17 protein-coding genes are annotated in these 16,598 nt (G+C 42.7%); 6 read left to right on the forward strand and 11 right to left on the reverse strand.

The window, feature by feature from the left end:
* Window positions 1-40 precede the first annotated feature (40 nt).
* From GQ671_RS08420 to GQ671_RS08445, 6 genes are all read left to right on the forward strand, one after another.
* Window positions 41-820, forward strand: coding sequence for a MurR/RpiR family transcriptional regulator (locus GQ671_RS08420; RefSeq protein ID WP_160655579.1), 780 nt, complete (start codon window positions 41-43; stop codon window positions 818-820).
* Between the two features lie 375 nt (window positions 821-1,195).
* On the forward strand, window positions 1,196-2,413 hold the full coding sequence (locus tag GQ671_RS08425; RefSeq protein ID WP_246153213.1) for a hypothetical protein: 1,218 nt from the start codon (window positions 1,196-1,198) through the stop codon (window positions 2,411-2,413).
* 297 nt (window positions 2,414-2,710) lie between these two features.
* Window positions 2,711-3,502, forward strand: coding sequence for a sugar phosphate isomerase/epimerase family protein (locus GQ671_RS08430; protein ID WP_160655581.1), 792 nt, complete (start codon window positions 2,711-2,713; stop codon window positions 3,500-3,502).
* 64 nt (window positions 3,503-3,566) lie between these two features.
* Window positions 3,567-4,595 carry an ABC transporter substrate-binding protein gene (locus GQ671_RS08435; protein ID WP_160656350.1) on the forward strand — a complete coding sequence of 343 codons (1,029 nt, stop codon included), beginning with the start codon at window positions 3,567-3,569 and terminating at the stop codon, window positions 4,593-4,595.
* A 25-nt stretch (window positions 4,596-4,620) separates the two neighbouring features.
* Window positions 4,621-6,348, forward strand: coding sequence for an ABC transporter permease (locus GQ671_RS08440; protein WP_160655584.1), 1,728 nt, complete (start codon window positions 4,621-4,623; stop codon window positions 6,346-6,348).
* On the forward strand, window positions 6,349-7,389 hold the full coding sequence (locus GQ671_RS08445) for an ABC transporter ATP-binding protein (RefSeq protein ID WP_160655587.1): 1,041 nt from the start codon (window positions 6,349-6,351) through the stop codon (window positions 7,387-7,389).
* 176 nt (window positions 7,390-7,565) lie between these two features.
* Here the strand turns inward: GQ671_RS08445 and GQ671_RS08450 are convergent, their stop codons facing one another.
* The 11 genes from GQ671_RS08450 to GQ671_RS08500 form a co-directional block, all read right to left on the reverse strand.
* The gene (locus GQ671_RS08450) at window positions 7,566-8,723 is read right to left on the reverse strand and encodes a M20 metallopeptidase family protein (protein WP_160655590.1); all 1,158 of its coding nucleotides are present in this window, start codon (window positions 8,721-8,723) and stop codon (window positions 7,566-7,568) included.
* Window positions 8,716-9,744 (reverse strand): TRAP transporter substrate-binding protein, encoded by a 1,029-nt coding sequence (locus GQ671_RS08455; protein WP_160655592.1) that lies wholly within the window; start codon window positions 9,742-9,744, stop codon window positions 8,716-8,718. The genes GQ671_RS08450 and GQ671_RS08455 overlap by 8 nt, the downstream gene beginning before the upstream one ends.
* Before the next feature lie 2 nt (window positions 9,745-9,746).
* Window positions 9,747-10,526, reverse strand: a complete 780-nt coding sequence (locus GQ671_RS08460) for a creatininase family protein (protein ID WP_160655595.1) — start codon at window positions 10,524-10,526, stop codon at window positions 9,747-9,749.
* Between the two features lie 19 nt (window positions 10,527-10,545).
* Complete coding sequence (locus GQ671_RS08465) at window positions 10,546-11,823, reverse strand: TRAP transporter large permease (RefSeq protein WP_160655598.1); 1,278 nt, start codon at window positions 11,821-11,823, stop codon at window positions 10,546-10,548.
* Window positions 11,824-12,288, reverse strand: coding sequence for a TRAP transporter small permease (locus GQ671_RS08470; protein WP_160655602.1), 465 nt, complete (start codon window positions 12,286-12,288; stop codon window positions 11,824-11,826).
* A 16-nt stretch (window positions 12,289-12,304) separates the two neighbouring features.
* Complete coding sequence (locus GQ671_RS08475) at window positions 12,305-13,009, reverse strand: GntR family transcriptional regulator (RefSeq protein WP_160655605.1); 705 nt, start codon at window positions 13,007-13,009, stop codon at window positions 12,305-12,307.
* 203 nt (window positions 13,010-13,212) lie between these two features.
* Window positions 13,213-13,869, reverse strand: a complete 657-nt coding sequence (locus tag GQ671_RS08480) for a haloacid dehalogenase type II (protein WP_160656353.1) — start codon at window positions 13,867-13,869, stop codon at window positions 13,213-13,215.
* A 182-nt stretch (window positions 13,870-14,051) separates the two neighbouring features.
* On the reverse strand, window positions 14,052-14,402 hold the full coding sequence (locus GQ671_RS08485; protein WP_160655608.1) for a hypothetical protein: 351 nt from the start codon (window positions 14,400-14,402) through the stop codon (window positions 14,052-14,054).
* Window positions 14,402-14,944: an ADP-ribosyltransferase gene (locus GQ671_RS08490; protein ID WP_160655611.1), complete on the reverse strand. Its 543-nt coding sequence runs from the start codon at window positions 14,942-14,944 to the stop codon at window positions 14,402-14,404. Before GQ671_RS08490 ends, GQ671_RS08485 begins: the two co-directional genes overlap by 1 nt.
* A gap of 83 nt (window positions 14,945-15,027) precedes the next feature.
* Complete coding sequence (locus GQ671_RS08495; protein WP_160655614.1) at window positions 15,028-15,435, reverse strand: hypothetical protein; 408 nt, start codon at window positions 15,433-15,435, stop codon at window positions 15,028-15,030.
* A 102-nt stretch (window positions 15,436-15,537) separates the two neighbouring features.
* Window positions 15,538-16,587 (reverse strand): galactitol-1-phosphate 5-dehydrogenase, encoded by a 1,050-nt coding sequence (locus GQ671_RS08500; RefSeq protein ID WP_160655616.1) that lies wholly within the window; start codon window positions 16,585-16,587, stop codon window positions 15,538-15,540.
* Window positions 16,588-16,598 lie beyond the last annotated feature (11 nt).

Consider the following 16,598-nt stretch of genomic DNA (forward strand, 5'->3'; position numbering starts at 1 on the left):
AAGTCATGAAAAACTTTTACAACTTGGAAGGTCGGATCAAATGAATTTTCACCAAAGAGTCCAGAGGAACTACAGTCAATTGAGCGAAAGTGACAAGTATCTGATATCATTTCTGGAAAATAACTTTGAAGGTATCAGTCAAATCTCCATTTTAAAGTTGAGCGAGAATGCAAATGTATCCACATCTACAATCGTAAGATGCATGAAAAAACTCGGATATAAAGGATTTACCGACTTCAAATTCAGGATTGCATCTGAAACACTGCATCAGACAGATGAAGAGCTGATCAATTTCAAGAACATGGATAAGCAGATACAGACAGCCATTCTGAAAAATAAGGAAGAAGTCATCAATACAATCAGCTATCTGAGTTCAACCATCATTGAAGATGCTTTGGAGGCAATCAAATACAGTAAAAAGATCACCATTTTCTCAAGAGGATTCTCCGAGTTCATTGCTGCAGAAATGAATACAAAGCTGCAACTGCTGGATAAACATTGCGAATCCCATGGTGACCCGAATATCATCAGACTCAAAGCGGAACATCTTACAAAAGATGACCTCGTAATATTCATATCCTTGAATGGCGAGACTGAGGAGCTGGTTCAAGCAGCACAAATATGCAATAGTAATAGTGTAAAAACCATTCTTCTCACCACCAACAAAGACAGCTCTTTATATAATCTGGCAGATATTAATCTGCTCGGTTATAAATCCAGCAAAAATTTCTATCCTGAATATGAAGTGAGATCCAGACTCCCCCTTCAGGTGCTGGGCCGTATCATGCTTGATGCCTATGTCATCCGATACTACGAGTAGCAGTCCCGCAGACTTCCAAGCAGAACCTGCCATCGCGGACAGTACAAAAAGTCAGTGGGAAGAAAAAGATATTGACACGCGCGCAGAGATGAAACCAATGCTAGGGCAGTAAAAACCTCATTAGTCCACAAGACGGTTGGAGCGAAAAGCCTATCTGGAAACATTGACCTGCAGCTGTACTGTCGCAATGTCCATGACGCCCTGCACAACCCACCGATGGTTGATATGGTCATCATTGGACTTGCCAAAGCATCAATTGATAGAATTAATGAGTAAAATTATAATAAACGGGCATATAAAAAGATGAAGGAAGCATATACCTTCATCTTTTTATATATTTAATTATTCTCTCAATAGTATAGAAGGGAGGTCCATATGACCAAAAAAACACTAGGCCTCATCACTCCGCCCGGCTATGTAAAGCAACTTGGAAAAAATCTGGAAGACGAACTTCCCGAGATGCTTGAATACTACGTCAGTGAAGAATATGAATGGGAAGTTGAATATTATGAAGATACTCTTACCGGGGGCACAAATGATTCAGCCAGAGTCTTTGAAGAAGCTATAAACAAAGGAAGATCGAAAAGTTGGGATTACGTTGTCATTCTAACCGATCTGCCACTATTCGTAGATAACCGTCCTATTGTTGCCGAAGTGGTATGTGATGAAAATGTAGCCCTCCTCAGTCTGCCGGGACTTGGCCTCGTACCAATGCATAGCCGTGTACGTGAGGCCATACTCCAACTGATCAACGAAATTTACTATGGAGCTTCTGATGAAAATCGAGAGCAAGCACAAGCACGCCTGGAAGCACAGGAAAGTAGTGGTTTTGAAAACCTGAGAAATAAGGATCCAAAAAAACTGCTTGGAAAAAGGGCTTTTGAACTCCTCTCCCCTCTCGACCGTCAAACATTCGATGATGAAGATACTTATGTGGATATACGCTATACTGTAAAATCAAAGCTGAACGGAATGATACGAATCGTTTCCGGAATGGTGCATGCCAATCGACCATGGGAGATGTTTCCGGCATTTTTCAAAATCATCGTTGTTGCATTTACGACTGGTGCCTATGCTCTCATATTTCCATCAGTTGCAAGACTCAGTGAAATGTATAGCACGCCCCGCCTGATACTACTTACACTCATCGCCATATCGGTACTTGTCGCATGGATCGTCCTGGCGCATGAACTATGGCAGAAAAAGACTTCGGAAGAAGAAGAAAATGAGAAAAAGGAACACATCAGGAAAATGTATAACACCTCCACCATTTTCACTCTATTGGTTACAGTAATAATGTACTATGCCATTCTATTTTTCATGTTTCTGGCTACTACGACCCTTCTCATACCACCAGAAAAACTGGCAGCTGATTTAAGCGAAACAGAAGTTGTCGGCGTTGAAAATTATCTCGATATGGCATGGACCGTCACTACTTTCGCCACAATCATCGGTGCAATCGGTTCCGTTTTCGAGAACAAGGAAGTCATACTCAACAGCACCTATGGCTATAGACAGAGACAAAGACACGAAGCAGCAAAAAAACAGGAAGAGCAGGAAGAAGAGGAAGCAGGAAAAAAAGAACAGAAGTAGGATGGAAAATTTATTCTGTATGGAACTTTCCGGCTTACATCAGATGGATAAGATACACGACCAATGAATTGGTCGTGTATCTTTTTTATGTCTTTCGCTATTATGAAAATACTTCTGATATTCACAGTAATTTTCTTCAATAATCATTCGATCAGCACATCTCTGCGTAATTTTAACTCCTCTTTACTGAATCATGTCCTTTCCTTTACTGAAGATTAATTATTTCTTAACAATCAATCACTAGAGTGGAGACATGGAAATCACAAGGGAAGGAGTTTTACAGAGGTGCAACTTTATATGTCCTCTACATTATGCTGGTCGTTCAATCCTTCTGAAGTGATAGGAATTGCCCGGGAACACAGGTTTTCTGGTATAGAATTTTGGGCGGAACATGTCTGGCGGTATGATGCAGACCCGTTTGAACTGGCTGAAGCGGCAGCGGCAGCTTCTCTTGATCTCACTGTCCATGCTGCGAGCTGGGATCTTAACATCACTGCCCTTAATCCGGCAATGCGAAAACAATCCGTAGCGGAATTGAAGCGATCTATTGACCTTACCTCGGATCTCGGGGCGAGTCACATGACTTTCCATCCAGGTAAATTGACGCTATCCGACAGAATGATGGATGTCCATTTTCAGATGTTGCTCTCCTCCGTAACGGAACTGATGGATTATGCCGAACAAAAAGGCGTTGTTCTATCGATGGAACTGATGGAGGAGAAGGAGAAGGAGCTCATTTCGCGACCGCCTGCGATGAACAGCTTCCTTTCACTGCTCGACAGGAATCTGCATACGACCATCGACATCGCCCATGTGCCGCTCTATGAAGATTCATGCCAGTATTTCAAACAGACGACCGCCATCAACAGCATCCACCTGAGTGACTCGACAGCGTCCACCTATCATGTGCCGCTCGGTGAGGGCTGCATCGACTTCAGGTCCATTCTGCCGATGATCATGGAAAGTCGTTTGCCGATCGTACTGGAAGGCATGGATGACTCGAGGGAACTCGGTTTCCTGAAGACGCATCTAGACTATTTGAATCACTTCAATATGGAGCAGCAGGATCAGCTAATGTACAAAAAATGACCAAAGTTCAGCAATAAGCGTTCATATCGAATTCTACATATATTAAGGAGAATGAAAAATGGGCATGAAAAAAGTATGGAGTACTTCAGCACTTTCACTTGCACTGATTCTTGGAGCTTGCGGCTCCGGGGAAGAAGACACTTCGGCAGAAGCAGGGTCGAACACTGGATCAGAGATTTCCGGAGAACTCGATTTCTATACATCTCAGCCCGATGCGGATGCTGAGCAGCTGATTTTTGCATTCAACGAAACACATCCAGATGTGGACGTGAACCTGTTCCGTTCAGGTACTGAAGAAGTCATCAGCAAGGTTCAGGCTGAAAATGAAGCAGGTGACGTCCTCGCAGACGTGCTGCTTGTAGCCGACGCGGTCACTTTCGAAGGCCTGAAATCGGATGAGATGCTGATGGGATATGAATCTCCGGAAGCGGATACGATTCCGGAGGATTTCGTCGATCCGGATCATATGTATACCGGTACGAAAATCATGTCTACTGGGCTCATAGTCAATACGGAGAATGTAGATGAGATGCCGACTTCATGGAACACCCTGACTTCCGATGAAGCACAGGATAATATCGTAATGCCAAGCCCACTCTACTCCGGTGCTGCAGCGTACAACCTCAGCGTACTGACGAGGAGTGACGATTTCGGCTGGGAATTCTACGAAGGCATCAAGGCCAACAACCCGATGGTGACCGAAGGGAACGGTGCAGTAATGGAGAACGTCTCTTCTGGCCAGCAGTCCTACGGCATGGTTGTAGACTATCTTGCCGCACGTGCCGCCAATGATGGTTCCCCTGTTGAACTGGTCTATCCGGACGAAGGGGTGCCTGTCATCACTGAACCGATCGGCATTATGCAAAACACGGATAACGTTGCAGCCGCACAGGCATTTGTAGACTTCGTCCTGTCTGAAGAGGGACAGCAGATGCAGAGTGAAATCGGCTATACACCAATCCGCGAAGGCGTAGAACCACCAGAAGGCCTGAAATCACTGGATGAATTCGAAGTCATCGATGCACCGATTGAGGAACTGTCTGAAAACCGCGAGGCGGACAAGGAACAGTTCGACACACTATTCTCCGAATAATAAAACTCATATCTAGCTTAGGATGATGGAATTGACCCAAAATGAACAGAATGGACAGGGGCGCGGAAATGAATCCGCCGCCCCTTCCTTAATCAGAAATATAGTTCGAACCACCGCCATACTGCTCATCATCATATTCTTCGTCGTACCGATCATCCGACTGGTACTGATGAGCTTCATCGGTGACGATGGATTCACCTCTGAATTCTACAGAGAGATGTTCTCTCAAGACCGTACATACGAAGTGCTGAAGAATACGCTGATCGTCGTGGTCGGTTCAACAGTCATCGCCGCTTTTCTCGGCGTGCTGTTTGCATGGCTCCTCGCCTACACCGATGTCAGATTCAAAAATACCATCCAGCTCTTCGTATTCCTGCCGTTCATCATTCCGTCCTACATCACTTCCCTCGCCTGGGTTGAATTCTTCGGCCCCTCAGGCACGCTCAACAGCTTCATGAGTATGCTCGGCCTGGAGCAGGTGGCATGGGATCTCTACTCGATGTCCGGATTGGTGTTTGTCATGGGCATCTCCCATTTCCCGCTGGTCTACCTGTTTACAGTGAATGTATTCAGAAGGATACCAAGGGAGATGGAACTGGCAGGAAGAAGTTCAGGCGCCGGTACGCTGACGGCTTTCCGCAAGATTGTACTGCCGATGGCACTGCCGGGCATTGTCGGTGGGGCGTTCATCGCATTCCTCGGTGGTCTCGACAACTTCGGCATCCCGGCATTTCTCGGAACACCTGCGGATATTCCTGTACTGTCGACCTATATATACCAGCAAATCATCGGTTTTGGTACGAGCACTTTCAATACTGCTGCGGTCATGTCCGTCGTACTCGGCATCATCGCACTCGCCGGCATGGGCATCCAGTGGCTGTTCCTGAGGCGATCCAAAAGACTTGAGACGACCACCATGGACTACACACCAAGACACCATCTCGGGAAGAAGCGGCTGATGGTCGAAAGTGTCATCTGGCTCTTTTTCATCGTGACCGGCATCTTCCCACTACTTTCGATGGCATCCACTTCGTTCCTGAGTGCGTACGGTCTCGACTACTCACTGGAAACATTGACATTCAAAAACTACAGCTACATATTCACAAGCAGCTCGACAGTCGAATCACTGACCAACAGTGTGAAGCTGGCCAGTGTCACGACAATCATCGGCATTCTTATCGGTACCATGATCGCCTACTACCGCGTCAGAAAAGCAGACACCACGATAAAGTTGATTGAAGGTACCATTACTGTCCCCTACGCACTGCCGGGCACCGTGCTCGCCCTTGCGATGATCTTCACCTGGATGGAGCCGATTCCCGGCTGGAACCCCGGCATATACGGTTCGGCACTCATCATGTACATCGCCTACATCACCCGCTTCCTTGTCCTTCAGGTCAGAAGTGCCATTACCGCCTTCCAGCAGCTGGACACGAATATCGAGGAAGCATCTAGGATCAGCGGGACGAACGGCTGGCCGAAGTGGCGGAAGATCATGGTGCCATTGATTACACCCGGCGTGCTGAGCGGGGCCTTGCTCGTTTTTCTGAGTGCACTGACCGAACTGACGGTATCCGCCCTGCTCTACTCTTCTACAACCAAAACAATCGGCGTGACAATACTGAGCTTCCAGCAGTCCGGCTATACTTTATATGCCACGGCATTCTCAAGCATGATCGTCCTCCTGATCGTCGCAGCCTACTGCCTGCTGTTTATTGTCCAGGCCATTTTGAACAGGAAGGTGAATCACTAGATGACGACAGAAGTGGTGAATATCAACAAGTCATTCGGCGACTTCCGGGCGCTGAATGATATCAATGTCACGATCAATGATGGCGAATTCCTCGCCATTCTCGGTCCTTCAGGATGCGGTAAGACGACATTGCTCCGTCTGCTCGCAGGATTTGAATCACCGACGGACGGGATGATCCATATTAATAAAAGCCTGGTGGCAGACCGGAAGACCATCACGCAGCCCGAGCAGCGGAATGTCAGCATGGTCTTCCAGTCATTCGCACTCTGGCCACACATGACCGTCAGCCAGCATATCGAATTCCCCCTCAAGCACCACCGCTACGTCGATGCAGAACTGCGCAATCATTCAAAGGACCGGATCGACGAAGTGCTGAAGATTGTAGAACTAGAACCCTTTGCGGGGCGCCTGCCAGGTGAATTATCCGGCGGCCAGAAGCAGCGCGTATCACTCGCCCGCGCCATTGCACCGAAACCCGAACTGCTGCTGATGGATGAACCGCTCAGCAATCTCGACGCAGAACTCAGGCTTGAGATGAGACGCGAAATCCAGAACCTGCACCGTCTGACCCAGGCTGCCATCGTGTATGTCACCCATGATCAGGGCGAGGCACTCGCAATGGCCGACCGCATCATCGTGATGAATAAAGGACATATCGAACAGATCGGTTCCCCGGAAGAAATCTATCATCATCCGAAAACACCATTCGTCGCTACCTTCGTCGGCAAGGCGAACATCTTCGAAGGTACTTGGGAAAACAATATATTCACGCCTCAGGGTACGAACGAAAAATGGAAGGATATCGGCGTGACAAAAGAACTGATATCCGAGAATATGTATGCCCTCCGTCCTGAACAGATAGAACTGAAGCATGCCGGTCAGAATGAAAATTTCGGCGAGATACTGACCCGGCAGTTTCAGGGCAAGGAATATCATTATTCTGTCCGGTATAACAATCAGACGGTGATCGTCTACAGGCCCGTCTCGGAAAAGTTTCGAGTTGGAGATTATGTATCTTTGAATCCTTTAGGTAATCATTAGCTTGGTTAAAAAGTACTATCCACAAGAATCCATACAATAGAATTTTAACTCAGATGATCGAGAGTATAGATTTTCTTTTCCTATTTTATTTAAACTCATAGAAATATAAAAGAAACAGAGTTAGTCTAGTGTATCTCAATAAAACAGCGCCCGAAAAATATGGGCGCTGTAAAAATTTATGTTGTTGTAAAATTAATCATTCCTTCTATCCCAGCAGAAATCGCCTTCTCGGAAAAAATAATTTTTGAATTATGCAATGAAAGTCGACTCTTTTCCTCTGATGGTATCTGTGTTCCTACTCTGAACAATGCACCTTTGATCTCTTCGAGATAAAAAGCAAAATCTTCTGATCCCATGGAAGGTTGAAGTAACTCTTCCATCAACTCTTCTGAGTTCTCCTCTACAAACTTATCGACTGTGTCAGAACTATTGATGACTGGGGGACAGTAATTATCAAAGTCTATTGTACATTCTGCATTCGACATTTTGGTAATATTATTAATGTATTCTGTAACCAAGCGCTCAGCCAATAAAAGAGACTCTTTTGAAAAGCTCCTGATCGTTCCGCTAAATTTACAACTCCCACTAATAACATTTGTCTTCTCGCCGCCCTTGATTGTTCCTACCGTTATAACTAAAGGATTCACCGGATTATTATAGCGTGATACAATCGACTGAATAAAACCTATGATATCTGATGACAGGAATATCGGGTCTGCTGTTGTATGTGGATGGGCTGCATGCCCTCCACTCGCTTTGATATCAACATGAAAATTCATTGCGCCTGCCATCATGTCACCTTTTCTAAATCCAACTTTTCCTTCATTTAGATAGGGCCATGTATGGTAAGTAACCATTTCATCTATTTTGATATGGAGATGTTCAAGTTCTTTCAATACATACTTTGCACCTTGCATCGTTTCTTCAGCCGGTTGAAATATCACCACAATATTATACTTTAAATCGTCGTATAGTTTAGAAATGACCTTGCAATAACCATACAGAATACTCGTGTGGATATCATGTCCGCACGCGTGCATGATTCCATCGTGTTTAGACGAGAAATCCAAACCGGTATTTTCTTCTATAGGAAGGGCATCTATGTCGGCTCTGATACCAAGAGTTTTGTACTCTGGATTCTTCTCAATTACTCCAATCAAACCGGTTTTTTCGCTGAGTTCATGGAATTCTATAATATCACTTTGTAATTCATTTCTAAGCTTCTGTGTAGTTAAATACTCTTTAAAGCTAAGTTCTGGATTTTCATGCATTTCTCGGCGGAATCTGATTATATCATCGATTTCATCTTCTATAAGTCTCTTTACATCATTCATTTAAATCTTCCTGTCCCATTTCAACAATGCGATTGTATCTTTCTTCACCCCATGTGTCTGTACCAAGATTATCTCTGACACTTTGAGTCGCTTCTTTGAATGCATCAACATTTGGCTCTGTAATTGTAACTTCTTGTTCTTCAAGATCACTCATCATCTGTTCTTCTTCACTCTGTAACTGTTCTGAAGCAACTTCATTAGCTTCTTGAGAGGCATCTCTAAAAATTTGCTGCTCTTCTTCGGTAAGACCTTCAAAGAATTCGTCGTTTACTGTTATAAAAGCAGGCTTATACATATGATTGGTAAGTGAAACATCGGATTGTACCTCCATAAATCCCCCAGCAACTATAGTTTCTAAAGGATTCTCCTGCCCATCTACAATTCCTGTTTCAAGTGCACTGTAAAGTTCCCCAAAGTCGATTGGCGTTGGACTCGCACCCAGTGCCTCGAACGTCTGAACATAGTAATCTCTCTCTGGTGTTCTGAATTTCAAGCCTTGCATATCAGCCGGTTCATTGATTTCTGTATTGGATGAAATAACCCTTGGTCCTCTAGGTAATGTTCCGATATTGATGATACCTTGATCTTCTTTCAAAGTTTCATTCCATTCATCTCCAATATCCGATTCCAAGACATTTGCCCAGTGCTCATTGCTTTCCATAAGATATGGTAGGGAAAGCATTTCAATTTCTATCATTCCTGGATCTCCACTTGACATCAATTCAATGGATCCCATTTTCACTTGTTCCATCTGTTCAGCAGTTGATCCCAACTGGTTTCCAGGGAAAAGGTCTACAGTGTAGTTACCGCCTGTCTCCTCTTCCACTATTTCTTTGAATCTCTCCATACCCACATATGCCGCTTCACCTTCATTTGCCCACGTACTGAATGAAATTGTTCCCCCTTCACTACCTTCAACTTCATTACTATCCTCTCCAGTATCTGCTTCATCTTCATTGCCTCCACCACATGCTGCTAGCACACCGATCATCAAAACTAATAACAATAAGAGCTTTTTCATATTTATCTCTCCCCATATATTTTATTTGTAGCGTTCAGTATATTATCTACAATATAATCAATTGCTTTTTCCCCAATTTCCTTACTTGGTTCAAACGTGTTTGAATAAATTCCGTCTTCAGAGATATCCTGCATATTCACATATATATCGACATTAACGCCGTCAACGTTCATCTGATTTAAATTAAGAATTTCATTCCCATTGTTAAAGCGTTTATTTCTTTCGAAGTTTTCTTGGCTTGCATCAACATGCTCCGGGTATAAATACCTCATTATAGAAGTCAATGGCTCGGCACCATGACCGGAAGGGTCGGATTCCGTAGGATACATCTCCTGTTTCTGCTTCTGCGTTAGTGTTTGCCAAAGGTTGAAAGTATACACTTCCAAATTCTTATGTTCTTCTCCAAGCGTACGTACAGCATTGTTAATTGAGCTCTTATTGCCAGCATGTCCATTTAAAAACACAATCTTATACTGTTCATGATCAATAAAATTTTCAATAATATCAAAAAGTATTTGAGTCACTGTTTCTTCACGAAGGGAAATAGTTCCAGGAAATGATTTGAAATAATTTGAGTTTCCAAAAGGAAGAGTGGGTGCGTAAAGATTATCACTCCTCTCTGCAACTTTCTCTGCAACATGTGTTGCTGCTAGAAAATCACCATTAATCGAATGCTCCCCATGCTGTTCCATCGACCCTAAGGGGAGGAAAATCACCTTGTTTTTTTCAAATTCCTTCTTTATTTCCGGCCAAGTCATAAGATGTAACGCGTGCTTATTCAATATTATTCCTCCTTTTTATTTAGCCATAGAATAAGTCAATCAGTATTAGAGAAAATACTGGGAAGAATCCCACAAGTATAGCTGTCACAATGAGTGGTACATACATTGGCATTACTTCCTTGACCAGTTCCATGAATCTTACTTTTGCTATATCTGCAACAATATAAAGCATTATGCCGACAGGTGGTGATGCACCGCCAATTGTAAGGGTCAAAACCATCAACACTCCAAATTGAATCGGATCCATACCTATCGCGATCATGATTGGTGTCAATATTGGTCCAAACACGAGTATCCCTTCGCTAGGGAGCATAAATAATCCAATGATGAGCAAGAATACGATTATGATCAATATAATCAAGTATTGGTTCGTAGTGACACTGAAGATGAAATCAGCTACCTTGTCGGAAAGTTTCGCTCTCGTAACAACCCAAGCAAAGACTGATGCTGCTGCAATGATAATGAGTATCTTAGCCGATTCGAAGGTAGATTCCTTGGTAATATTCCATAAGTCTTTTAAAGAAACTGTTCTATATACAAACAGGGAAATTATGACTGCATATAAAACAGCTATCGCTGCAGATTCGGTGGCTGTAAAAATACCAGAAACTATACCGATTACGATAATCAAAGGCAGAAATAGTGCAAATGAACCTTTGTAAAGCGAACGTCCTCTTGCTTTAATACTAGCTTTAGGGTAACTTTTATATCCTCTCTTCTTTGAAATGAAGTATGTATATATCATTAGTGATATGGAAACGAGGAGCCCTGGTATGATGCCGGCAATTAACAAAGGACCAATTGGTGTGCCTGTTACGATGCCAAAGATAATAAGCGTAATACTTGGAGGAATAATGGGACCGACGATAGAAGAAGTCGCTGTAATGGCTGCAGCAAATTTCTTGTCATATCCTTCCTTCTCCATTGCTGGAATCAATACAGATCCTAAAGCCACAGTATCCGCTGTAGCAGAGCCGGAAAGTCCCGAGAATATCAGACTTGCGAAAATATTGACTTGTGCGAGCCCTCCTTTAAAGTGTCCAACCATTGTTTTTGCAATTTCGATAATTTTTTCAGTAATTCCTCCGGTATTCATAATTGCACCTAGAAATAAGAAGAAAGGGACTGCGAGTAAAGTGAAGGAATCTATTCCTCCTACCATACTTTGGGCCACCATACTCAAATCATAGCCAGAAACAAATATGTACAATAGTGATGCTGCACCGATAGCAAATGCAACAGGTACCCCGATAACCAGAAGGAGGATCATGAATAGTAAAATCAGAACGACAAGCATTTACCTCCCCACCTTTCTTTCTTTCAATCTAGAGAAAACGTTTACAATGATTGCTAAAATCATTAGCAACGAACCGACAACTACTGAACCTCTCCAATATGACATTGGAATTCCCAGAGCAGGACTCGATGTATAACCAGCGACTCTTAATAGCTCCATCGATGAAAAAACAAGGACACTTAAGAAGATGAGTGATACGGCCACTGAGGCAGCCTTCAGAGCCAACGTGAATCTAGGCGGAATGTAATCGAAAAGAAAATCTACACCTAGATGGGCACCTTTGTAAGAAACAACGCTAGCCCCCAAAAATACCATCCACAACAGAAGAAATCTTGAAAGTTCATCACTCCATACAAGTGGACTATCAAGGACAAATCTAAAAAAGACCTGGGCAATTGAAGCAATTACAATAATGATAAAAAATATAGAACATATATTTAGAATCATGTTGTACAGGTGTTTCATTAAACCACCTCATTTTCTAAAAATTATAGTCGATATGATATTTCCATATTTCAGTATTTACATAGTACTCAACAAATTCTGCCGGAAGATGTTCGGAATCATAAGTCAAACGATTGATTTTTAAAACAGGAGAGCCACTTTCAAGCTCCAGGTGATTTTGGACCAGACGATCTGCTTCAACAGACTCCAACGTTTCATTTGTATACTTAAATTGGATACTTGCCTTACTTTGAATCCAATCCCTCAAGTTATTAACTTCATAGAAGTCCTGTTCCGAAACATGTGAAAGAAAATCTATAGGATAATATGTCTTTAGAAAAAAGACCGGTTTCCCTTTATATTTTCTAACTCTTAAAAGACGTAATAGATTATTATTTTTCAAACTCAGTTTCTCAGCAATTTCAGAATCATTTACTTCACTGATATCCAAAGTGATTGTTTTAATCTCATCCCAATTTTCACTAAAATATTTTGAAAACCCTCCCTTGTAACTAATCGTCCGATTTACTCTTGAACTTGCTATTACTATACTTCCATTCTTAGGGATTCTATTGATATATCCTTCATTCTGAAGTCTCTTCAGTGCATCTCTTACAGGAGAGCGACTGATTGAATACTTTTCCATCAACTCTTTTTCTGTCGGAATTTTTTCTCCAATATTATAGAATCCATTATGAATCTGAGTGAGTAAATCATTATATACCTGTTCGTTAAGTTTCATAACGCAATCATCCTTTTGTTATAACAATTAGACTAATTAACATAATAATATAAAATGTAATCAGAATTGTCAATAAATTTTTATTATTCTGTCTCGTGTATTCCTGTAAATTTGATCAAAAAGATATGCTCCCTCAAGCGTTCACTTTCTCAAGTGTATGCTTTAAAGGGAGCATATTGATATTCCAGAAGGTTCTCTAGGTTTTATAAAAGTTCCAGTATCCCATATAGATCTGTATAGGCCTGGTCCGGCTGGACATCGAGTGTCTCGGGCTGATCTTTATTCCTGTTGATCCAGGCTGTCTGAAAGCCGAAACTTGATGCTCCCATGATGTCCCACGTATTGGAGGACATGAATAGCACTTCATCCCGCTTCAATCCAAGCTGATCCAATGCATACGCATAGGCTGCCGGCGTTGGCTTGTACTGTTTGATCTCATCAGCACTGATAATTCTATCGATATGGGTGTGGATATCCGAGCTTTCGACGAGTGGAACGATCATACTTTCCGAACCGTTCGAAAAGACAACACGTTGCTTATCGCTGCATTTTTCAAGCACATCGGCCACTTCCTCAAAGAGTTCGAGATTCAGATAGGCCATCATCAGCCGTTCCTCATCCTCTGTCTCAAGATCAACGCCTTCTGTCCTGCACGCATAGCGCAGCGCATCCCGTGTCACTTCATCAAATGGACGGTACCCTCCCATCAGCTGGCGCTGGAAGAAATATTTCACTTGCTTCTCCCGCCAGATTGCGCTGATCTTCTCTCCTTTATCCGGAAAAACCGATTCACAAGCCGCTTTTACAGAATGTACATCATACAGTGTGCCATATGCATCGAACACGAGCGCTTTGATCATATCCATTCCCCTTTCACCTGCTGTGATACTCAACTGCTACCCTATCTTAACGATTGATAACCGGGGGGTATCTATATTATTTTATGAAACATTCAAAGTCATTTCAATAAATCTATATAAAAATAGAGAGAAGACTTGATGATCTTCTCTCTGACCCTATGCTATTTAGAGATCTTCTGCCTTTATTTATTTTTAGGTCTATAACCAGTCAGAGTGCTTTTTAGTGACCTTCTAGAAGTTTTATTTTTCTTTGGAAAAGTAACACTGCTTCTCCATTTACGATTTTTGCCATAAGCAGTAGGGACTTCTTTTACAGATGGTTGGTTCGATTCATTCATAAATTTTTGTAGGTGCTCTTCCATTTCTTTCGATGTCACTTTTAATTCATCCCTTTGGCTCTGATACTTTCCTGGATGTTTCTTAGCATCTTCCTCGAACCACTTCGCGTCTGCTTCCCATCTTTGTTCCATGTTGCTTCTTCTAGGTCTTGCAAGATTTTTAGGAGACTCTTTTTGTTCAATCAACCTGACCATCAGATCACCACCTCTAATAAGATATATTTTATATCCTTTTCAATATCGTGAAAATTACTAATCACCTGGTATTTACACCCTCTATTTAATAGAAATTCTTTTTCTCCTGCAAATACAGATAACGGAGCAATATACGCTCCGTTTACCATTGCTGGTAATTTAGCTACAACAATATGTTTCATTGGTGATTGTGTCAATTTCTCAGTAACTTCTTGAGCAATGGACGTACTTTTAAAATCTGCAAAAGCTTCTATTTCATTATGACTTAAAATAAAGTCATATTCTTGCTCACTGACAGTACGGTATACTGTAAAGCTCTTTTCATATTTAAATTTTCTTAGGGCTTTATCTATATTATCTATTGGTTTCTGAATATCGGTAGTTGCTTCCTCATAACGGTCTTCCCTTAATATGGTGTTTATCAACGTATACTTTTGTATACCTGTGTATTCTCTGATAGACCATTTTTCTTCAGTAGTAAGTCTAGGCATCCACTTTTTCAACGCATGTAATAATAAGCTTTTTTCCGATATTTCAGCCATAGGTAACCTCTAATCTTTGATATTATTATACCATCCCTCGAATGAACAGGGTATTATTACTCATTTAAAATCCGACAATCATCCTACTTCGCAGGAGTGATGGATATGCCGTTCTCTTCTGCTTTGAATACCCAGTTCTGTGACAGCATATTTTTCAGATCCTGCTGTTCATCTTCAGCCAGCTGCAGACCGGTCACCTGGTTATTATCATACAAATAATCGAGACCATCCTCTTTGCCGTACTTCATTTTAATAAGGTTCTTCAGACCGTTTTCTGTAACGAACTTCACCTGGTAGCCGTCATTCAATACCGCTTCAAGGTCACCAGAGGCATTCAGCGCATCCAGTACGCTGTAATCCGTATTCTTGTTGAACGACTTGAAATCGTCAGTTTTTCCTTCCTTCACCTTTTCCATAATATCCGAGTTGGTGTAGTCATTGCTTCTTAATGATTCTATTGCGTAGGCATCCGCCAGTGTAATGGATTGCATCACGATTCCTCCTTGATTTTTTTAGCTGCGTTTAACTTATATGATAACAAAAAAAGACCCTTCACCTGGTTCAATTTGCACCACAGTGAAAAGCCTTTAATATCATATTTCAGGATAGAGCATTACTTTACCGAAGCTCTCATCTCTGTTGATGATTCTTTTGAACGTTTCAGGACCTTCGCTCATTGAGACCCTATGGGAAATGATCTTTTCGACATCGATCTGTCCTGTGCTCATGTAATGAAGAGATGCATGCCACTCCTTGCCCGGGAATGGCGTGGAGATGGCGTTCCATGATCCAAGAACCGTCAGTTCATTTCTGACAATCCGTTCAAAATAAAAACGCTCGATATTGATATCCGCATAGGGAATGCCGAGGTAGACGACCTGTCCACCTTTTTTCGGCAATGCCAGCACGTGAGCTGAAGTGATTGGAGAGCCGGCACTTTCAATTGCCAGATCGACGCCTTGTCCTCCTGAATGTTTCGCTACTTCTTCGTGAGCCGGACTTTCCATCGAATTGATTGTGACGTCTGCTCCGACTTGTCTCGCCGTCTCAAGTTTATCGTCGTCGATATCAATGGCGTAGATTTTCTTGGCTCCAAAGATCCGGGCCCACTGGATGGCCAGCAGTCCGATGTTTCCGCAGCCGATGACCGCCACTTCCGCACCGGGCTGGATATTGGTCCTATAGAATCCATGAGCGACAACAGCTGAAGGTTCCACCATTGCAGCCGTATCGAAGTCTACATTGTCCGGCACAGGAACGATATTTTCCTCCGGCAGTCTTGCGAATTCAGCAAATGCACCGGGGTGATAGGCACCCATGACGTGCAAGTGCTCACAACGTGCCAGATCCCCTTTTTTACAGCTGTCGCATTCTCCACAGTAGAATGCAGGGCATCCTGCGACGCGGTCACCTACTTTGATGCTTTTGACATCAGGTCCTATTCTGACCACTTCACCTGCAAATTCATGGCCGAACGTCGTCCCCTCCACATAGGGACCGAGTTTACCAAACCTGGAAATATCGGATCCACAGACGCCTGCAGCTTTGACTTTGATAATGACATCATCTTTATTCTCTATCGTGGGCTTTGGCGTATCTTCGAATCTTAAATCCTGCTTGTCATAGAGATTTAATGCTTTCACCATCATTCCTC

This window comes from Salinicoccus hispanicus, assembly GCF_009831115.1.
Classification (GTDB): domain Bacteria; phylum Bacillota; class Bacilli; order Staphylococcales; family Salinicoccaceae; genus Salinicoccus; species Salinicoccus hispanicus.